The sequence below is a fragment of the Gemmatimonadaceae bacterium genome (assembly GCA_035533015.1).
Classification (GTDB): Bacteria; Gemmatimonadota; Gemmatimonadetes; order Gemmatimonadales; family Gemmatimonadaceae; genus JAGWRI01.
This window is the reverse complement of the sequence record DATLUQ010000051.1, coordinates 198,740-216,375: the sequence shown is the minus strand read 5'-3', so window position 1 is coordinate 216,375 and position 17,636 is coordinate 198,740. Positions and strand designations below refer to the sequence as shown.

Below are 17,636 nucleotides of genomic sequence, written 5' to 3'. Positions count from 1 at the left end.
CCGCCCGACAGTCTATGTTTTTCTCATGCATGTTGCCTTCGCGCTCTTCGCCGACGCCGCCAACGTCTCGCAGGAAGGAAAGCTGAACATCCTCGGCGTGTTCGACGCCCTCCACGTGGGGTCGTCTCCCGCCGTGCACCCGCGCGCGCACCTCGTGGTGCACATCAAAGGCAACTCCCTCGACACGGGGAATCACACCGTGACGCTGCGCTGGCTCAATCCCAAGCGGGCCGAACTCTGGAGCAGCGCCGGCGACTTGAGCGTGGGACCGCTTCCCTCCGGAGTGGCCGAGATGGACGTACCGCTCATCGCACAGATCGACCTGCCGATCGACGGCGCGGGCTCGTACGCCATGGCCATCGCGCTCGACCACGAGCCGACCACCGAGGTTCCGGTGCAGGTGCGCGTGGGCGCGCCGATCGCCGCGGCCTCTGGCCTCGTGAGCTGAGACCCGCTACACGACCCTCCGCACGAAGCGGAACTGGTCGACCAGCGTCTTGACGTAGCCGTCGCGCGCGTCGGCCAACCGCTCCACGGCAAAGCCACCCCGCCCCACGGCCACGTGCGCCATCCGGCCGCTCCCCACGCCGAGCCCGACGTGCGTGATGCGCCCGTCGTCGCGATCCGAAAAGAACGCGAGTTCGCTCACCTGCAGCGCAGCCAGCTTGCGCTCCACGGGTTCCCCCACCTGAGCCTGCTGCCAGGCGTCGCGTGGCAGCGGGACGCCGTGTAGCGCGAAGATCGACTGCACGAAGCCCGAACAGTCGGCGCCCCACGGCGTGATGCCGCCCCACTGATAACTCGTACCCTCGAAAAATTCGGTGGCCGAGCGCGCGATGGCTGCGGCCGTGCCGGGAAAGCGCGTCGCGAACGCGGTCTCTTCCAGAATTTCGCCCGATTGCACGGTCTCCTCGGGCCCGAGGAAGGCGCCCAGCGGCAGCGACCGCCGCCCGCCCCCGGAAATGCCGGTCACGCAGCCCAGCGACACGCGCCGTCCGCCGTGGCTCTGACGGGCGGTGCGCTCGGGCGCGCTCGCAATGTAGCCCGTGTGCACCCATCCTTCGTACGCGTCGCCGCCCCGCACCCGAAGCCAGTCGCCCTGCACTTCGACCACATCGAGCGCATGGCCTGCCAGCCGCTGCGACACCTGCGGGCTCGATGCCCTGGGCTCTGCCAGCAGCGGCGCGATCGCCGACCGAACCATGACGCGGCCCGTGATGGTCATGGCGTGTCGGCGAGTCCGGGAAGGCCCGACGCCCCCACAGCCAGGCGCACACCGCGCTCGATCGCCTCCTCGAGCGCGGCGATGGCGAGCGCTTCCACGTGCAGCGCGTCGGCCGGCGTTCCCTCGCGCGCGCCCAGTGCGAACACGATGTCACCGTCGAACGACGAACCAGCGGGACGGATCCGATGGAAGAGGGCGGCGCCTGCGGCGCGCGCGAGTTGATTGAGCTGCACCCGGTCGAGCGCGGCGTTGGTGGCCACGACGGCGAGGGTGGTATTGCGGCCGCGCTGCTCGGCGGCCAGGGCCGCGATGTGATGCGGGTTCTCGACCAGCAGGCGCGCGGCGTGGAGGAATCCACCCGCGTCGTCGCGTGCGCCGGCCAGCACGTGGCCGTCGGCGTCGTGGACGTCGCCGAATGCGTTGACCACCGCCACCGCGCCTACGGCCACGCCGGCCGACTCGCGTAGGGCGCATCCCACGCCCCCCTTCATGGCCCGCCCGATTCCGGCTGCCTTGCCCACGGTCGCTCCAGTGCCAGCGCCCACGCTTCCCTCGGCCACGCCAGTGGACGCCGCCGTATCGGCGGCGCGGTAGGCCATATCGGGCGTGGGCCGTTGGTCGAATCGCCCCAGAGGCCGCAGATCGAAGATCACCGCGGCCGGCACGATAGGCACCACCCCGCCGCCGATCGGAAAGCCGCGGCAGCGCTCCTCCATCCAGCGCATGACACCCGCCGCGGCGTCGAGCCCGTAGGCCGAGCCGCCGGCAAGCAGCACCGCATCCACGCGGTCGGCAAGCGCGTCGGCACCGAGGGCGGGGAGTTCACGGGACCCCGTGGCGCGGCCGAAGATCGCGACGCCCCCCCGAAAGGAAGCGTCGATGCCGCGCACCACGGTGCACCCCGTGCCCGCGTCGGGATCGCCGGCGTGTCCCACTGCAACCCCCACCCGGGAAAAGTCCACGGCCATTCAGCGCGCCGTGTTCGGGGTGGACGGCGCGGCCGCCTGTTTGGCTTCGCACGCGCGGCAGCGTACGACCCCGCGGAGGTTGCAGACCACACAGATGAACGTACCGCAGTCGACGCACGGGTACCCTTCGGACGCACGCTCTTCGTTGCCGCACGCCCGGCAAGTCATCGCATCGATTTCCTTGATTTCCTGGGTCATCTCACTCCTCCGTAAGACATCGGCTGCCGCACCTCGCTGCCGTATTCCTTGATCTTCTTGATGAGCGTGGCGCGCGAGATTCCCAACTCCTTGGCGGCTCGGGTGCGGTTGCCGTCATGCGCGCGGAGCGTGCGGTCGATGTGCTGTCGCTCCACCTCCGCCAGGGTGCGCGGGATGTGGTGCTCCACGCCCACCCCCGATGCGTCGCGCACCTCGGCGGCGAGGTGCATCGGAGCGATGGCCGGCGCGCCGCGCCCGATGATGAACGCCCGCTCGAGCACGTTGCGCATCTCGCGGACGTTCCCGGGCCACGAGTACTTTAACATATGCTCAAGGGCCTCGTCGTCCAGTTCGGTGGGGCCCTCGGGCAGGTTCACGCGCAATTCGTCCAGCAGGTGCCCGATCAGATCCACCAGGTCCTCCCGGGCGCGGGCGCGCAGCGGGGGAAGATTGATCGGCATCACGCTCAGGCGGTAGTAGAGGTCCTCGCGGAACCGGCCCGCCGTGACCTCGGCCACCAGGTCGCGACTCGTGGCCGCGATGAGACGCACGTCCACCTGCACCTCGCGCGTGCCGCCCTGGCGGCGGAAACTCTTGCCTTCGAGCACGCGCAGTAGCTTGGGCTGGAGGTGCGCGTCGAGATCGCCGATCTCGTCGAGGAACAGCGTGCCGCCGCTCGCGGCCTCGAGCAGCCCGGGCCGGTACACGTCGCCCTCCGGCGATGGGCCCTGCTCCACGCCGAACAGTTCGGAATCGAGCGACGCCGCGGTGAGGGCGGCGCAGTTCACCTCCACGAATCGCTGTGCGGCACGGGGGCTCTGCCGGTGCATCACGTCGGCGACACGCCCCTTGCCGGTGCCCACCTCGCCCACCAGGAGCACCGTCGTGCGGTCGCTCCGCGCCAACAACTCGATCTGCCCGGCGAGTTCGCGCATCGGAGGTGACGACCCGAGCAGGGTGCGGGCCGGAAACGCGCCCCGCCGCTCGCCCAAATACAGATTCATCTGCCGGAGATGCGCCTTCTCGAATGCCCGCTCGGCGGCCGCGCCCAGGTGCGCCAACTCGATCGGCTTGGTGAGGAAGCTCTCGGCGCCAGCCTGCATCGCCTGCACGGCCAGCGACACATCGCCATGCCCGGTGATCATGATCACGACCGGGTGCTCCTCCTTCACGCGCTCGAGTACGTCGAACCCCGAGATATCGGGCAGCCGCAGGTCGAGCAGTACCAGATCCGGACGCCGCTGCCGGATGAGCGACACCGCTTCCTCCCCCGTATACGCCTTCAACACCTCATGCCCGTTGCGTTCGAAGAACGCCCCGAGAAACGAGGTGATGTCGCGTTCGTCGTCAACGATCAGGACGGAAGGCATGCCGAATCATAAGGGTGGCGTGAGCGATCGGTCCCGGCTCGACCCGGCCGGGGCTTACAGAGAATGGACACACACGGCCCCGGCGGCAACCCTCCATTATCCCGGACGCGGCACCAGTACGCGTCCCGCCCCGGCGAGCACGCGCACGTCCAGCTCGCCGGGCGGGAGAAGCTCGCCGTCGGCTTGGGCCCGACGCCGCGGGGTGGTGGCGACGCGTACGTGCCGCCCGCGGTAGAACCGGGTGAGGCCGTCGTCGGGAAATCGCCCGCGCAACATGCGCCACGCCACCCGCAGGGCCTGCGGCACCGTGCGCGCCGCGTATACCGCCACGTCGATCGCGCCGTCGTCGGGTGCTGCCCCGGGGGCGAGCGTGATCAACCCGTTCAATACCGACTCGACGTTGGCCACGAGCACCGACAGCGCCTCGACCTCGTGCACCGTGTCGTCCACCGTGATGCGGGCCCGGAAGCTCTCGCCGCGTGCGGCGGCCCCGATCGCCACGCGCGCCCCGGCCAGGATATACGCGGTCAAGCCGAGTCGACGCTTGAGCACCGCGGATGCGGTTTCGATCATCGCGACGTCGATGCCGATTCCGGCGGCCACCGCGAAATGCCCCCCCGTCCCAAGTTCGGCGACATCGATGGTGCGCGTGGCGCCCGCGCAGAGCGCGCGAACGGCACGCCCTGGACGGAGCGGGATGCCGAACGCGCGCACGAACAGGTTACCCGTGCCGCCAGCCAGCGCGCCCAGCGGCGTGCCCCCGCCAGCCAACCCGCCCAGCGCTTCCATGATCGTGCCGTCACCGCCCAGCGTGAATAGCGCGTCGTAGGTCTGTCCGATGTCCCTGGCCAGGGCGCCGGCATCGCCCGGCCCCGCGGTGAACCGCGTGTCGCACGACACGCCGCAGGCCGCGAACGCGCGCTGGACGCGACGCAGGTCGCGCACCCCGTGACGCGAGCCGGGATTGACGACCAGCAAGACCCGGCGGATCACCAGCGCCAGGTTTTCGAGAGGGAGAATCCCCACTGCTGCGGCGTCGGCACGAGGCCGCGTTGGGTCCGGCCGCACAGCAGGGCGCTGGACGGGGGCTCGAGCCCGGCCTCCACGGACAGTGTGCCGGTGAAGCGGTACTGCAGCTTGCTCTCCAGCTGCTCAACGAACGAGTTCACGCCGGAGGTCCCTCCCCCTGGTTGGTTCGCGTTCAACTGGCACAAGCCCGTGCTGATGCTGAAGAACAGGTTGTTGGTGATCTGCTTGTCGCCACCCAGTCGCGCGCCGGCAAAGAAGTCGCGCGCCGTACTGCCCGTCGTCTGGCCCTTGGTGTCCGTCGCGTCCGTCGCCCCGGGTTGGAACTGCAGGATATCGAATGTGGACCCGAGCTGACCGCGCAGCGTGCGGGCGAGTACGCTGCTCGCCGTCGGCAGGAGCACCTGCGCCGCCGTGCGGAGGTAGCTCTGATTCGCTCCCAATTCGAAGCTCGGTACGCCGCAGCACAGATAGCTCACGAGGTCGGACTGCGGAATCTCGTAACTCTCGCCACTTTCCAGATCGAGCGACGGCCCCGGATACAGGAAGCCGCTGAGCTTGGCGCGCACGCTGATGTCGGGGCGGTTGTACTGCCGCACCTTGTAGAGTGCGCTGACTTCGATGCGCGGGTTCAAGTCGGGTGTCCCGTAGAACGTGATCGTCCCCGTTTCCACCTGGAACTCGCGTTGAAACGGACCGAATGAGAGGGTGTAGGTGCCCCGTTCGGCCGTCAGCGTCCCATCGAGTGCCAACCGATAGGTCATGCTGTCGCCCGGATTGCGACCGGAAAACGGGGACCCCGCGTCGGTGGCCCGCACCGGCACTCGCGTCACGTTCAGCGACCCACCGAGCTTGATGTTCGCCTCCTGTGACCTCAGCCAGACCTCGTCCCCGAGCGTCACCCGCACCCCCGTGATCGCCATGTCCTGCAACAGGGCCGATGGCGGGCTCGGCAGCTTGATGCGGGAATTCAGGTCGGCGGTGTCGACGATGCCCGCCAGATCGCGGTAGCTGAGAATCACCAACTGCTTGTTGGCCACGTCGTGGTCGGGAATGTAGATCGTGCCGCGCACGAGGTTCACCGACCCGGTGAGCGTCGATCCCGTCCTGCGCCCGCGCAGCGTGATGCCGTCGCCCACCGTGGAAACGTCGAGCCGGGCGAGCGAGCGCTTGTCCATGGTCCGGAAATCGTGGGCCACCAGCCGCAGATTGAACAGCGGATTGCTGCGGTCGGCGAAGTCCACGAAGCCGCGCACCGACACGCTGTCGGCCGGCGACGACGGACTCCACGCCCGCAGTTGCCGGATGGCCAGGCTGTCCCGTTCCTGCGACACCGCGAGATCGGCGGTGAGATCGTGCAGCGTGATGCCCAGGTCGTCCATCGTCAGCTCGCCGCCGGTCATCAGCACCCGGCCGCCGAGCGTGGGATGCTTCCATGTGCCACCCACGTCGAGCGCCACAAACACCCGTCCCTTGGCGTGGGTCACTGCGGGCACGAACGCCTCGATGATCGCAAAGTCCGCGCTGTCGGCGCGGATCGTGCCGCGCAACGAGTCCGGCAGCAGCCGCGGGGCGCCGGACAGCGTCAGTTCCATGGGCAGCGAGGCCGTGGCCTGGAGCGCCGGGGCGCCGTCGCGGAACACGGTCACCGCGGCGCCGGTGCGTCCGTCGAGGTACGACGCGTGTGCGCCGACGCGCTGCAATTGCATCTCGCCGTAGTGCAGGTCGCTGAGCTCGGCATCGGCGGTTGCGCGCGGTTGATCGCGCGTGCCCGTCACGTCCACGCGGAGCGAACCCCAGCCCGACAGGGTGTCGGCGATCTGGAGCAGCGTCCCCGCATCGCGCGCCGGAACGCTGTCGGCCCACACCCGCGCCGAGACGGCACCGTGCTCGGGCACGAACCCCGCCACCGTGAACGCGCCCCCGCGACCGTTGATCAATCGCAGGGTGTCGACCGCCGTGAGCGCCGGTTCGATGCGGATGGCCGCCGGCGCCGCCAACGTCCAGGCATCGCTTCCCAGATTTAGCCCCACCGACTGCACCGTCACCGTCCACCGGCTGCTGTCGCGCGCCACGGCGCCGGCGGCGGCGAAGGTCGGACCGTTGTCGCTCAACGCGCCCAGCTGGAACGTACCGCTCGTGCGCGTGGAGAGTTGCAGCTCGGCCCCGATCGTATCGACGCGCACGCCCCCCAGCACCAGCGTGTCGAGTTCGAACCCCACGGTGCCACGCGGAATTCCGAGGATGTTGTCCAGCGCTACGACGCCCCGCGCCGAGGCGCCGCGATCCTCGTTCCGATAAAGCGAACTGCCGAAGATCTGGCCGCGCACATTGAGCGAGTCGAGGTTTCCGGTCAGCATGCCCGTGATCGACAGCGCACCAGCCAGCGAATCGGGCGTGCCCGTCGTGAGCGCCGTCCGCGTCTCGAGAAACGGGCGCAGGCCGCCCAACGAATCCACGGTCGCATCAAAGCGTAGCGAATCCGCAATTCCGGCGTGGAGGCCGAGCGCCCCATCGGCCGTCACCGTCGCCGCCGAGGTCTCGAGGCGCATCGAGTCCACCCGCATGCGGCCGTCGCCGAACTGCAACCGCGCCCGCGAGGCGAACACGTGCACCCGGTCGAACTCCGACCGCTCCATCGATACGCTGGCGGACCCGGTGAGGTTGGCCAACGAGTCGCCCCGCATGTCGATGGTGTAGTTCCCGGTCAACGAGCCCGACGGCACGTTGTCCCGATCGAGCAGCTGCGCTGGATCGACGCTGGACACCCGCCCGCTCCCCTGCGCGCCCAGCTCGGGGGGATAGGCGTCCACGCGTCCGTCGAACGTGATGCCGCCCGCCGGTCCGCGGAGCGACGCCGTGAGCATCAGGTCGTTGGCCGTACCCTGGGCGTGGATCGTCCCGCTGAACATCCCCTTGAAGGGCAGTTTGGGATACGAGCGCTGGAGGCCGGTGAACGACAGCGAATCCGCGAACAGCGAGGCATCGTACGTCATGGACGTATCGCCATACGTGATGCGTCCGCTGCCCAGGATACGGGACGGTGGCGCCAGCGGCACGCGTTGCGTCACGTCGGCATCGGAGAACCGCACGTCCATCCACGACGAATCGAGCGTCGCCACCCCGGACAGCGTTCCGGCAAGCGCCGGGAAGTCCGGATACAGGTATTCGATCGTGCGGAGATCGATGGTCGTCGCCTCCACCCGGAAATGGTGGAAGACGGTGAACGCCGGCTGGAGGATGTCCAGCTCACCGCGGCCGCTCACCTCGGACGACGCACCGGGCACGTGCGCGTCCTGGAATACCAGGTGCGATGTGTCCACCACGAAGTGCGTGAGTGGCCCTCCGCGCGCTACCACCGTCCCCCGCAATTGGCCCTGCCAGTCCACCGGGAATGCCCGACCGTTGAGCGTGCGCAGGAGATCGAAATCCACCGGGTCGGCCAGCAGATCGACGTCCTTCACCTGGAGCACCGGCCCGCCCACGGCGAACGTCATCGCTCCGCGCAGGCGCGATTTCGTACTTCGCACATCCAGTTTCGTGAGCCGGTAGTCCATCACGTGCAGGTTGCGCTCATTGACGATGTCGAGCACCATCGAGCCACCGCCGGTGCGCGGCAGTGTGGGATAGACCCACGCCACGTCGGCGAGCGATACCGAGTCGCCGATGATGTGGAGGTTGTAGCGGATCGGGAGATCGCTACCCCATACGACCTTGCCCGCCGCCGATCCGGTGGAACCCGGGAGGTCGAAGTGTGCCACGTCGGTCCAGACCGAGTCGCCGAGGTTGCGCACTGTCCCGCGCACGTTGCGGAACGAGAAGGGCGGATCGCTCTCATCCGCGGTGAGGGAAGCGATCTGGAACACGCGGCCGACGCTGTCGGGGTTGGCCAGCCGCGCGCGGGGCACGAGCGCGTCGATGTGAGTCCAGCGCCGGGTAATCGCGAACCCTTCGCTCCGCCGCCGGATCTCCGTGTTCTTGTTGACCAGTGCTGCGGCCACGGCGCTGTCGCGCTTCGCCCCGTGCAGGGAATCATCCGGGTGCCACGGTAGCGTGAGCACGAACGTCGCGTCGTGCAGCCGTACCGAGTCCATGACCACGTAATCGCCGTACTGCGGTCCCGTGGCCTTCGGTCCCGTGCGTCCGCTGCGGAAGATGCGCTGGAAGTTCCAGTCATAATTCTCGTGCTGGCGCAGGTAGACCGTGGGATGCTGCACGTCCACGTGATTGAACAACAACCGCTTGTCGAGGAGGTCGCGGGGATCGTACTCCACGGTCAAGGGTCCGCTCGCCACGAACAGCGAATCCTCGGCGTCGCGGATCTCGAGCGAGTCGACGGTGACGCCCGTGAGGTAGCTGCCGGTCACTCGGCCCAGATACACCTTGCCGTGGACGGACGATGCCAACTGCCGCTGGATCAGCTGGCGCACCTTGTCCTGCCCCCAGCCGCTCTGCGTGAGGACGAACACGGCCACCGCGGCCACCACGGTGAGCGTCACCACGAGCCCCAGACTCACGAGCAGCACGATGCGGCGGCGGGAGACCACTAGAACTCCGGCCCGATCGAGAAGGTGAGCGTCAACCGGCGGAGGAACGCGCCCGATCGCGCCGGCGCGAAGTTCGCCGGGCAGGCCTGGCTGTCCTGGCTGTAGGTGCTGATGCCACCGCTGGACGCGAGGTGCACGGGAATCGTGTTACCAGGACTGACGCAGTAGAGCGGCGCGACGCTGGTCTCGCCGTTCACGCTCGCGTCGTAGTAGATCGGCCCGCGGGGCTGCGGATAGGGATTGTACCCCACGTTCACCTGAAGCGGTCCCACGGGCGTGAACACGCGGATGCCGATGCCCGGCGTCCATTTGATCTGCGACAACGCCAGCGCGGTGCCAGGCGTGCCCCGCGTCCACACCTCACCACCGTCGGTGAAGAACGTCCACTGGAGCAGGTCCGGGAAGAAGGCGTCGGGCACCCGGTATTCGAAGTTCACCACGACCAGCGCGTTGCCGCCAACGGGCACCACCCGGTAGGGCGTGACCCCATTGGGCGAACGGAAATAGCGCGTGCTGTCGTTGACGATCACCGAATCGATGCCCTGGGCGATGTACAACAGCGACCCCATCTCGTTCTGGTAGAACCCGCGCACGCTGTTCGCCCCGCCCGCGTAGAGCCGCTCCTCGGGCGGGATGTACTGCGTCGGATCGGACAGCGAGAGACTGGGGCCGACCACGAGGCCGCCGCGCAGGCGCGCCGCGAACACCCCGATACGCCCCAGGGGATGGAACCACGAGAGGTCGGCGGTGCCCTTGTTGAACGTCAGATCGGACGCCGACCCCATGAACCGCGACGAACTGCGCAGTTCGGTGCGCAGCACGAACCCGTCGCTCGGGTTGAACGGGTTGTCGGTGCGGACCAGCGTGTACTGCCCGCCGGTCACCGCCAGCGGCTGCTCGACCAGCGAGATCTGATCCTGCGACTGCGTGTCGCACCGATTGAACACGGCGCACAGGAGAGCCGGTTGGGCTTGCGTGCGCCCGTACTCCAGGCTGTACGACAGACGCAGCGTTCCGCGGTCGCTCACGTTGCGGGTCACCGCAGCCTCGCCGCCGATCAGGGTCGTCCGCAGGTAAGCCAGGTATTCGCTGCGCCGCTCGCTGTACAGCGAATACGACGGCGTCCACCCCGTCCCGAGCAGGCCAGGCTGCAACAGCGTCGCCGATATGTTGTAATTCGTCGTGTCGCTGAACGGATCCTTGCGCAACACGTCCTGGTAGCACAGCCCGCGCGTGGCCGACGACGCCAGCGGGTAGCCGTACCCCACTTTCGACAACTGCGCACCCAGCTCGAGGTGGCGCGCCTGATGGAGGAAGTTCTTGTTCGTGTATTGCGCGCTCGTGCGGAAGCAGTCCAGCGTTCCCCACCCATACTTGGTGTCGAGCTGCTGCATGTAGTCCTCGCGCAGGTCGACGTTCAGCGCGACCAGCGAATCGCCTTGCGACTGCACGGAATCCGCCGACACCTCCACGTGACGGTAGGCCCCCAGCTGGTACAGCTTCCGCTGCGCCGCCACCAACTTGTCATCGCTGTACAGGTCTCCCGGGTGGATTCCCAGCAACTCCCGCACCACGTCGTCGCCAATCTGCTGTGAGTGCGCGCTGTCCACGGGGACCACATGGACGCGAATCTGGCCGATGTGCGCCAGGGCCCCGGGCACGGCCGTGATCGCGATGGACGCCGTGAGCGAGTCGGTCCGCACGGTATAATTGCGCAGCAGTTCCACGTTGGGATAGCCAGAATTCCGCATGCGGGCCGTGATCGTGTCCAGCTCCGTGGCCAACGTGTTCACGTCGAACGGCATCCCCACGCGCAGCCGCAGCCCAGCCACGATGTGCGCCCGGTTGGCCACCCCGTCCAGCCCGGTGATCGCCAACGAGTCGACCACGATCGGCTTCCCCTCGTCGATCGTGAACGTCACACGGACGGCGTGGGCGTCCAGCGACTGGACGAGTGTGTCTACCTGGGTGTTGTAATAGCCCTTGTCGTGGTAGAACTTCTTGAGCCGCAACACGTCGAGCGGCAACTCGGTGCGATCGAGGCAATGGCGCGCGCCGACGAATCCCAGATGCCGCCGCAGCCATCCCGACTCGGTGGTCACGATCCGCACTTCGAGATCCGACGCGCTGAACGCATGGTTGCCACGGAACACGAGCGACCGTACCTCCTGGTCGCCAGGATCACACGTGATGTCCTGCGCGCGTGCCCGGGCCGGGCCGGCCGCGACCGCGAACACGAGGCACAGCGCCCCGAGCGTGAGTTGCGAAATGCGATGCATCAACCGCCGGAGCGCAAGGGACGTCGCTGATGGAGCATGCGAACCTCGGAGCAGAACCCCCCAGGCGTCGCCCCCCGCGCGATTCCCGGGCCCTCTGAGTCGTGTGAACCGACAGCCGATACACGACGCGCCCGCGCGGCGCGTAAATCCGGCGGGCGCATATGATTGACGCGTCGGTGCGGGTAATGTAAGTTCTCGCCCGCTTTCCTAGGTGTCAACCGCCGTGGCCCGTTTCCCCGCCCGTTTCCCGAGGGCGCCGCTCCTCGTCGTCCTCCCCTGTGTCGCCCTCGCCTGTCGCGGGGCGGAGCCCTCGGCCACCTCGCGCCGCACCCTCATCGACGCGCGCGATACCTACGACCCACGTTCACTCGATCCCGCGCTGTCCACCGACGTTCCCACCGGCCGCGCCGTGAGCTACGTGTTCGAAGGCCTCACGCGCTTCGCCCCAGACGCCCGACTCGAACCCGCCCTGGCCACGCACTGGGACGTTTCCCCGGACGGCCGCACCTACACCTTCCACCTGCGGCACGGCGTCACCTTCCAGGACGGACGCCCCCTCACCTCGCGCGACGTCATCCACTCGTTCACCCGCGCCCTCGACCCCGCCACTCACGGTGGCCGCGCCGAGCCGTTGCTCCCTATCCGCGGCGCGCCCGCCTTCGCCAACGGGAAGGCGACGACAATCGCCGGCCTCTCCGCCCCCGACGACAGCACGGTCAAGATCACGCTCGACCAGCCACTCGCCATCTTTCCCAAGCTGCTCGCCATGCCGGTGGCGTCCGTGCTCCCCGCCGATGCCCCCGCCAACGTGGGCGAGCACCCGGTGGGCACGGGCCCGTGGACGCTCGTGAAGTGGAAGCACGACGACTACCTGCTGTTCGCCCGCAACGCGTCGTACTGGGGCGGCGCACCCAAGGCGGACTCGCTCGAAGCGCGCGTGATCGCCGAGCCGAGCACCGCGGTCGCCGAATTCGAGGCCGGCAACGTCGACGTCGTCGAGATCCCGCCCGACGAGATCGCCGGTTGGCAGGCCGACTCGGTGCGCCGCCGGCTACTCGTCGAAGCCCCGTCCCTCGATCTCGTGTACGTGGCCATCAACACCACCCGCGGGCCGCTCCGCGACCCCCGCGTGCGCCGCGCCATCAACCTCGCCGTGGACACGAAGACGATTCTCTCCCAACTCGTCCACGGGCGGGGCCACCTCGCCGCCGGCGTCATTCCACCCTCGCTCGGCGGTGCCGATTCGTCACGTGCCCCGTACGCGTACGATCCGGCGCAGGCCCGCCAGCTCCTCACGGCCGCCGGTCATCCCAATGGTATCGACGTCGAGCTGTGGACCGGTGCCACGCCGATCATGGTGCGCGTGGCGGAAGCCATCCAGGCCTACCTCAACGCCGTGGGCGTCCGCACCAAGATCGTACAGCGCGACGCGGCCTCGGCCCGCGAAGCAGCGCGCCAGGGTGAGACCGATCTGTTCCTCAAGGACTGGTACGCCGACTACCCCGACGCCGAGGACTTCCTCGACCCGTTGCTCGGCAGCGCCAACCGCGGGCTCGGCGGTAACGTGTCGTTCTATCGCAATCCGGCATTCGACGCGCTGATGACCGCGGCGCGCCGCGAACCCGACGAATCGCGCCGCGACGCACTCTATCGGCGGGCCGACTCGCTCGCGTTTGCCGACGCTCCCATGCTGTATCTCTATTTCTACGAGAAGCTGTTCGCCGTGCAGCCCTGGATTCGGGGCTTCACCATTCCCGTGATCTTCAACGGCCAGCGGTGGACGGATGTGTCGTTTCGCCGTCCGTCGCCGTAGTCCCCCATGCTCCGCTTCGTCGCCCGCCGCCTGGCCCTCGCCGTGCCGACGTTGCTCGGCGTGCTCATTGTGGCCTTCCTGCTGCTTTATGTGGCGCCGGGAGACCCGGTGACGGCGATGGTCGGCGAGCGCGCCGACTCCGCCACGGTCGCCCGATTGCGCGCCGAACTGCACCTCGACGACCCACTGCCGATCCAGTTCGCACATTACGTGAGCCAGGTCGCCCGCGGCCAGCTCGGCCGTTCCTACATCACCGACCGGCCGATCAGCCGTGACATCGCCGAGCGATTTCCCAAGACCCTCCAACTGGCCCTGGCGGCGATGCTGCTCGCCACGACCTGTGGCATCACGCTTGGGGTGTTGAGCGCGCGACGCCCCGGCGGTTGGGTGGACCGCTTCGCCCTCGGGGTGGCCTACCTCGGCATATCATTTCCTGTATACTGGGTTGGCTTGGTGCTGATCCTGGTGTTCGCCGTCTGGCTGCGCTGGCTGCCACCGTCCGGGTCGGGCGGGTTGAAGTACCTGATCCTCCCCGCGTTCGCGCTCGGCATGCGTTCCATCGCTTTCCAGGCCCGCGTCACGCGGTCGTCGATGCTCGATGCCCTGGGCGCCGACTTCACGCGCACCGCGCGTGCCAAGGGCGCCGGCGAGTGGGCCGTGGTGGCGCGCCACGCGCTCCGCAACGCGCTCATTCCCGTGATCACCGTGGTCGGGCTCGACTTCGGCTCGTACCTCACGGGCAGCATTCTCACGGAAACCGTGTTCTCGTGGCCCGGGCTCGGTCGCTACGTCGTCAACGCCATCGCCCGCCGCGACCTCCCCGCCATCCAGGGCTCGGTGCTCTTTCTCAGCTTCGTGTTCGTGATCGTGAACCTGCTCGCCGACCTGGCATACACGAAGGCCGATCCGAGAGTGGCGTACTGAGAACGGCACGTGGGAGGGTGGAAGGGTACGCGTAGTTCACCCTCCTACGCTCCCGCTCTCCTACTCTCCTACTCTCCTACCCTCCTGCTCGAAACCGCTCCCATGACATTGAACGATTACGCTGCCGCGGCCAGCCGCACGATCAATCCATCGCTCTCACCGGCCGACCGTCTGCTCGACGCCGCAGCAGGGCTCGCCGAGGAAGCAGGAGAAGTGCTCGGCCTGGTGCGCAAACATCGCATGCAGGGCCGCGGGCTCGACGCGGGCCAGCTACGCGAAGAGTTGGGCGACGCTCTCTGGTGCCTGGCCGTCGCCGCGCAGAGCGCGGGGCTGACGCTGGACGACGTGGCCCGGACCAATGTCCAGAAGCTCGAGGCACGGCATCCGAACGGCTTTACCCCTTAGCACCCGCTCCAGACCCGCGGGCCGCAAGTCGGGAACTGGCGGCTCGCGATGTTCGGTCAGTCGTCGTTCTGTCCGAAGATCGCCATGTTCGAGCTGTGCCCAGGATTCACCTTCTTTTCCGGGTACAGCCAGTGCACCGCCTGGTTCACGGCTGTGGCTGCATCGCCGAATCCGGTGACGATCAATTTGAGCTTCCCTGGGTACGTCACCACGTCCCCCGCGGCGTAGATCCCCGGCCGCCCGGTTTCCATCTGGCTGTTCACCTGGATCTCGTCCTTCTCGATGTGCAGCCCCCAATCCTTCAGCGCGCCCATATCACTGACGAACCCGAGCATCGGAAGCACCACGTCAGCTTCGAGTTCACGCGTCGTCTTGGCCTTGAGGTCCTTGAGCACGAGATGGGTGAACGCGTCGCACCCCGCGGGGACCGTGAGGTCGTGCAGCTCGTGAAAGGTGAACAGCGCTGCCTTCCCGGCATCCACGGCAGCGCGGAACTGCGCCACAGTCGCTTCGTGAGCGCGGAAGCGGTCGCTTCGGTGCACGATTGACACCGACGCCGCCCGGCCCAGCAATTGGGTCCCCCAATCGAACGCCGAATCTCCCCCGCCGATGATCACTACCTTCCGGCCGCGGAACTGTTCGGGATCGGTGACCACATCGTGGATCCCGCTCCCGTACCATGGTTCGGCCACGGGCTGCGGCAGCCGCCGCGGGCTGAACGCCCCGATCCCCGCGGCGATGAGGATTGAACGCGTCGGGAAGCGGTCCGTTTCGGTCACCAGCACGAAGTGCCCGTCGGCCTCCTCGAGCCCCGTGACCCGCTGCGAGAAGTGCATCGGCTCGCCGAACTGCCCGGCTTGGTCGCGCAGCGACCGGACCAGTTCCTTGGCCGGCACGCGGCGAAACCCGGCCACGTCGAAGATGTCCTTTTCGGGGTACAGCGCCGTCAGCTGTCCGCCGGGCTCGACCAGGGCGTCGACGATTTGCGCCGTCGCCCCGCGCATGCCAGCATAGAACATCGCGAAGAGGCCCGTGGGCCCTCCGCCGATGATCGTCAGGTCGCGAATTTCGTGGATCATTCTCTAACGTTCGCCACTGCTCATTCGTTAAACAAGCACGGCCCGCGCCCCCACCCGCCACCACTCCCCCATCAAATCCAACACGCCACCTCCGCATGAACGAGAGTCTCGAATACCAGGGTGCGTTCCACCTCGTCCGCAAAGTGGCCGAGGGCGGTATGGCCACCGTGTATGAAGCCGAACAGATCGGCCCCTCTGGCTTCGCCAAGCGCATCGCGCTCAAGGTCATCCATCCCCATCTCGCCCAACGGCGCGAGTTCCTGCAGCTGTTCATTGACGAGGCCAAGCTCTCGGCCAACTTGATGCACGGCAACATCGTGCAGATCTACCAGCTCGGCGAAGTGCGTGGGCAGTACTTCATCGGCATGGAATACATCCAGGGCCCGACGCTGCGCAGCGTGATCGATCGCCACAACGAACTCGGCCGGCCCATCCCGGCCACGATGGTCGCCTACATCGGCAGTCGCCTATGCCGCGCCCTCGACTTTGCCCACAATGCCATGGGCCCCGACGGACGCCGTCTCGACGTTGTGCACCGCGACGTATCGCCCGGCAACGTCATGATCACCTGGGACGGCCACATCAAGCTCGGTGACTTCGGCATCGCCAAGGCCCGCACCTCGATCGACCCGGCCACCGAGCAGCACGTGCGCATGGGCAAGAAGCGGTACATGAGCCCCGAGCAGGTGCTGGGCACCCTCGTCGACGCTCGCAGCGACGTGTTCTCTCTCGGCGTCGTGCTCTACGAGCTGCTCGCGCTGAGCCCTCTGTTTCATGAGGACGACACCGCGCTCTCAGTGGAGGAGGTGGTGCTCCGGCCGCTGCCGGACCTGCGCTCGCGGGTCACCGACCTCGACCCCGAGTTCGCCGACATCCTGCAGCTCGCGCTGCAGCGCAATCCCGCCGACCGCGCCACGGCGGCCCAGCTCGGCAATCTGCTCGACCAGTGGATCGCCAATCAGAGCGACCGCACCGGTGCCTCCCCCGACCGTCTGCAGACCCACCTCGCAGACATGTTCCCGACCACGTTCCAGGCGCGCTTCCACGCCGATCCTGCGGCGGTGCAGGCCGCATCGGACGCCTTCAAGAAGAAGCGTGGGTCGATCATCGCGCGATTGTTCGGGTAGCCGCAGGAGGGGCGGAGGGCAAACCCGTCACGCGGTTCGGCGGTCCCCGTCCTCGCTCTTGCCCGCGCTCCTTCTGCTAGTGCGGTCTTTGCCGGCACTCGCGCTGTCTGCGTACATTTACCAGCATGAAGATCTACACGAGAACCGGCGACTCCGGTGACACCGGGCTGTTCGGCGGGGGGCGTACGCGCAAGAGTGACCCGCGCGTGGAAGCCTACGGCGAGGTGGACGAGCTGAACGCCGCGCTCGGCCTCGCCCGTGCCAGCGAAGTCATGTCGCGCATCGACGAGGTGCTCGTCCCCATCCAGCGTGATCTGTTCGCCATCGGCGCCCTCCTCGCCACGCCCGATCGAGAGAAGATGAAGGCCCATCTCGACAAGGCCCGCATTGACGACGTCCGGATCACGGAACTCGAGCACGCCATCGACGACGGCGATCGTGAGCTCGAACCGCTCAAGGCGTTCATCATTCCCGGCGGTACGCCGAAGGCAGCGGCGCTCCACCTGGCCCGCACCGTGTGCCGTCGCGCCGAGCGCCGCGTGGTCGCGCTGCGCGCCACCGTCGAAGTGCCCGACCTCGTGATCATCTACCTGAACCGTCTGTCGGACCTGTTGTTCACGCTCGCCCGGGTCGCCAACCGCCGCACCGGCACCGGCGAGGTCACCTGGTAGCGCG

General features: G+C 68.0%; 14 protein-coding genes. 6 read left to right on the top strand and 8 right to left on the bottom strand.

Translation table 11 applies throughout. The annotated features are described in order from the left end of the window. The first annotated feature begins 25 nt into the window (after positions 1–25). On the top strand, positions 26–448 hold the full coding sequence (locus VNF92_10835; GenBank protein ID HVA58377.1) for a hypothetical protein: 423 nt from the start codon (positions 26–28) through the stop codon (positions 446–448). A 6-nt stretch (positions 449–454) separates the two neighbouring features. On the opposite strand, the gene VNF92_10830 is transcribed toward VNF92_10835, so the two are convergent. The 7 genes from VNF92_10830 to VNF92_10800 all read right to left on the bottom strand — a co-directional run bounded on the left by VNF92_10830 (position 455) and on the right by VNF92_10800 (position 11,613). After that, a complete protein-coding gene (locus VNF92_10830; protein HVA58376.1) occupies positions 455–1,225 on the bottom strand; it encodes an NlpC/P60 family protein in 771 nt (256 codons plus the stop codon). After that, positions 1,222–2,193, bottom strand: coding sequence for a P1 family peptidase (locus VNF92_10825; protein ID HVA58375.1), 972 nt, complete (start codon positions 2,191–2,193; stop codon positions 1,222–1,224). The genes VNF92_10830 and VNF92_10825 overlap by 4 nt, the downstream gene beginning before the upstream one ends. After that, positions 2,194–2,391 (bottom strand): hypothetical protein, encoded by a 198-nt coding sequence (locus VNF92_10820; protein ID HVA58374.1) that lies wholly within the window; start codon positions 2,389–2,391, stop codon positions 2,194–2,196. Further along, positions 2,388–3,761: a sigma-54 dependent transcriptional regulator gene (locus VNF92_10815; protein ID HVA58373.1), complete on the bottom strand. Its 1,374-nt coding sequence runs from the start codon at positions 3,759–3,761 to the stop codon at positions 2,388–2,390. The genes VNF92_10820 and VNF92_10815 overlap by 4 nt, the downstream gene beginning before the upstream one ends. A 96-nt stretch (positions 3,762–3,857) precedes the next feature. Then, positions 3,858–4,754 (bottom strand): diacylglycerol kinase family protein, encoded by an 897-nt coding sequence (locus VNF92_10810; GenBank protein HVA58372.1) that lies wholly within the window; start codon positions 4,752–4,754, stop codon positions 3,858–3,860. Continuing rightward, positions 4,751–9,334 carry a translocation/assembly module TamB domain-containing protein gene (locus VNF92_10805; protein HVA58371.1) on the bottom strand — a complete coding sequence of 1,528 codons (4,584 nt, stop codon included), beginning with the start codon at positions 9,332–9,334 and terminating at the stop codon, positions 4,751–4,753. The genes VNF92_10810 and VNF92_10805 overlap by 4 nt, the downstream gene beginning before the upstream one ends. Next, positions 9,334–11,613: a BamA/TamA family outer membrane protein gene (locus VNF92_10800; protein ID HVA58370.1), complete on the bottom strand. Its 2,280-nt coding sequence runs from the start codon at positions 11,611–11,613 to the stop codon at positions 9,334–9,336. The genes VNF92_10805 and VNF92_10800 overlap by 1 nt, the downstream gene beginning before the upstream one ends. A gap of 223 nt (positions 11,614–11,836) precedes the next feature. Here VNF92_10800 and VNF92_10795 point away from each other — a divergent pair, with 223 nt between their 5' ends. The 3 genes from VNF92_10795 (at position 11,837) to VNF92_10785 (ending at position 14,755) form a co-directional block, all read left to right on the top strand. Next, on the top strand, positions 11,837–13,426 hold the full coding sequence (locus tag VNF92_10795) for an ABC transporter substrate-binding protein (protein HVA58369.1): 1,590 nt from the start codon (positions 11,837–11,839) through the stop codon (positions 13,424–13,426). 6 nt (positions 13,427–13,432) lie between these two features. Next, complete coding sequence (locus tag VNF92_10790; protein ID HVA58368.1) at positions 13,433–14,350, top strand: ABC transporter permease; 918 nt, start codon at positions 13,433–13,435, stop codon at positions 14,348–14,350. Positions 14,351–14,452: 102 nt separating this feature from the next. Beyond that, the gene (locus VNF92_10785; GenBank protein ID HVA58367.1) at positions 14,453–14,755 is read left to right on the top strand and encodes a MazG nucleotide pyrophosphohydrolase domain-containing protein; all 303 of its coding nucleotides are present in this window, start codon (positions 14,453–14,455) and stop codon (positions 14,753–14,755) included. A 56-nt stretch (positions 14,756–14,811) separates the two neighbouring features. On the opposite strand, the gene VNF92_10780 is transcribed toward VNF92_10785, so the two are convergent. Beyond that, positions 14,812–15,834, bottom strand: a complete 1,023-nt coding sequence (locus tag VNF92_10780) for an NAD(P)/FAD-dependent oxidoreductase (protein HVA58366.1) — start codon at positions 15,832–15,834, stop codon at positions 14,812–14,814. A gap of 95 nt (positions 15,835–15,929) precedes the next feature. Between VNF92_10780 and VNF92_10775 the strand changes: the two genes are divergently transcribed. Both VNF92_10775 and VNF92_10770 read left to right on the top strand, forming a co-directional pair. Beyond that, positions 15,930–16,961: a serine/threonine-protein kinase gene (locus VNF92_10775; GenBank protein HVA58365.1), complete on the top strand. Its 1,032-nt coding sequence runs from the start codon at positions 15,930–15,932 to the stop codon at positions 16,959–16,961. A gap of 125 nt (positions 16,962–17,086) precedes the next feature. Continuing rightward, the gene (locus tag VNF92_10770; protein ID HVA58364.1) at positions 17,087–17,632 is read left to right on the top strand and encodes a cob(I)yrinic acid a,c-diamide adenosyltransferase; all 546 of its coding nucleotides are present in this window, start codon (positions 17,087–17,089) and stop codon (positions 17,630–17,632) included. Positions 17,633–17,636 lie beyond the last annotated feature (4 nt).

Excerpts from the sequence above, each read along its gene's own strand:
- VNF92_10835 (HVA58377.1), top strand. The coding sequence starts at position 26 with ATGCATGTTGCCTTCGCGCTCTTCGCCGACGCCGCCAACGTCTCGCAG.
- VNF92_10830 (HVA58376.1), bottom strand. The coding sequence starts at position 1,225 with ATGACCATCACGGGCCGCGTCATGGTTCGGTCGGCGATCGCGCCGCTG.
- VNF92_10825 (HVA58375.1), bottom strand. The coding sequence starts at position 2,193 with ATGGCCGTGGACTTTTCCCGGGTGGGGGTTGCAGTGGGACACGCCGGC.
- VNF92_10820 (HVA58374.1), bottom strand. The coding sequence starts at position 2,391 with ATGACCCAGGAAATCAAGGAAATCGATGCGATGACTTGCCGGGCGTGC.
- VNF92_10815 (HVA58373.1), bottom strand. The coding sequence starts at position 3,761 with ATGCCTTCCGTCCTGATCGTTGACGACGAACGCGACATCACCTCGTTT.
- VNF92_10800 (HVA58370.1), bottom strand. The coding sequence starts at position 11,613 with ATGCATCGCATTTCGCAACTCACGCTCGGGGCGCTGTGCCTCGTGTTC.
- VNF92_10790 (HVA58368.1), top strand. The coding sequence starts at position 13,433 with ATGCTCCGCTTCGTCGCCCGCCGCCTGGCCCTCGCCGTGCCGACGTTG.
- VNF92_10785 (HVA58367.1), top strand. The coding sequence starts at position 14,453 with ATGACATTGAACGATTACGCTGCCGCGGCCAGCCGCACGATCAATCCA.
- VNF92_10780 (HVA58366.1), bottom strand. The coding sequence starts at position 15,834 with ATGATCCACGAAATTCGCGACCTGACGATCATCGGCGGAGGGCCCACG.
- VNF92_10775 (HVA58365.1), top strand. The coding sequence starts at position 15,930 with ATGAACGAGAGTCTCGAATACCAGGGTGCGTTCCACCTCGTCCGCAAA.
- VNF92_10770 (HVA58364.1), top strand. The coding sequence starts at position 17,087 with ATGAAGATCTACACGAGAACCGGCGACTCCGGTGACACCGGGCTGTTC.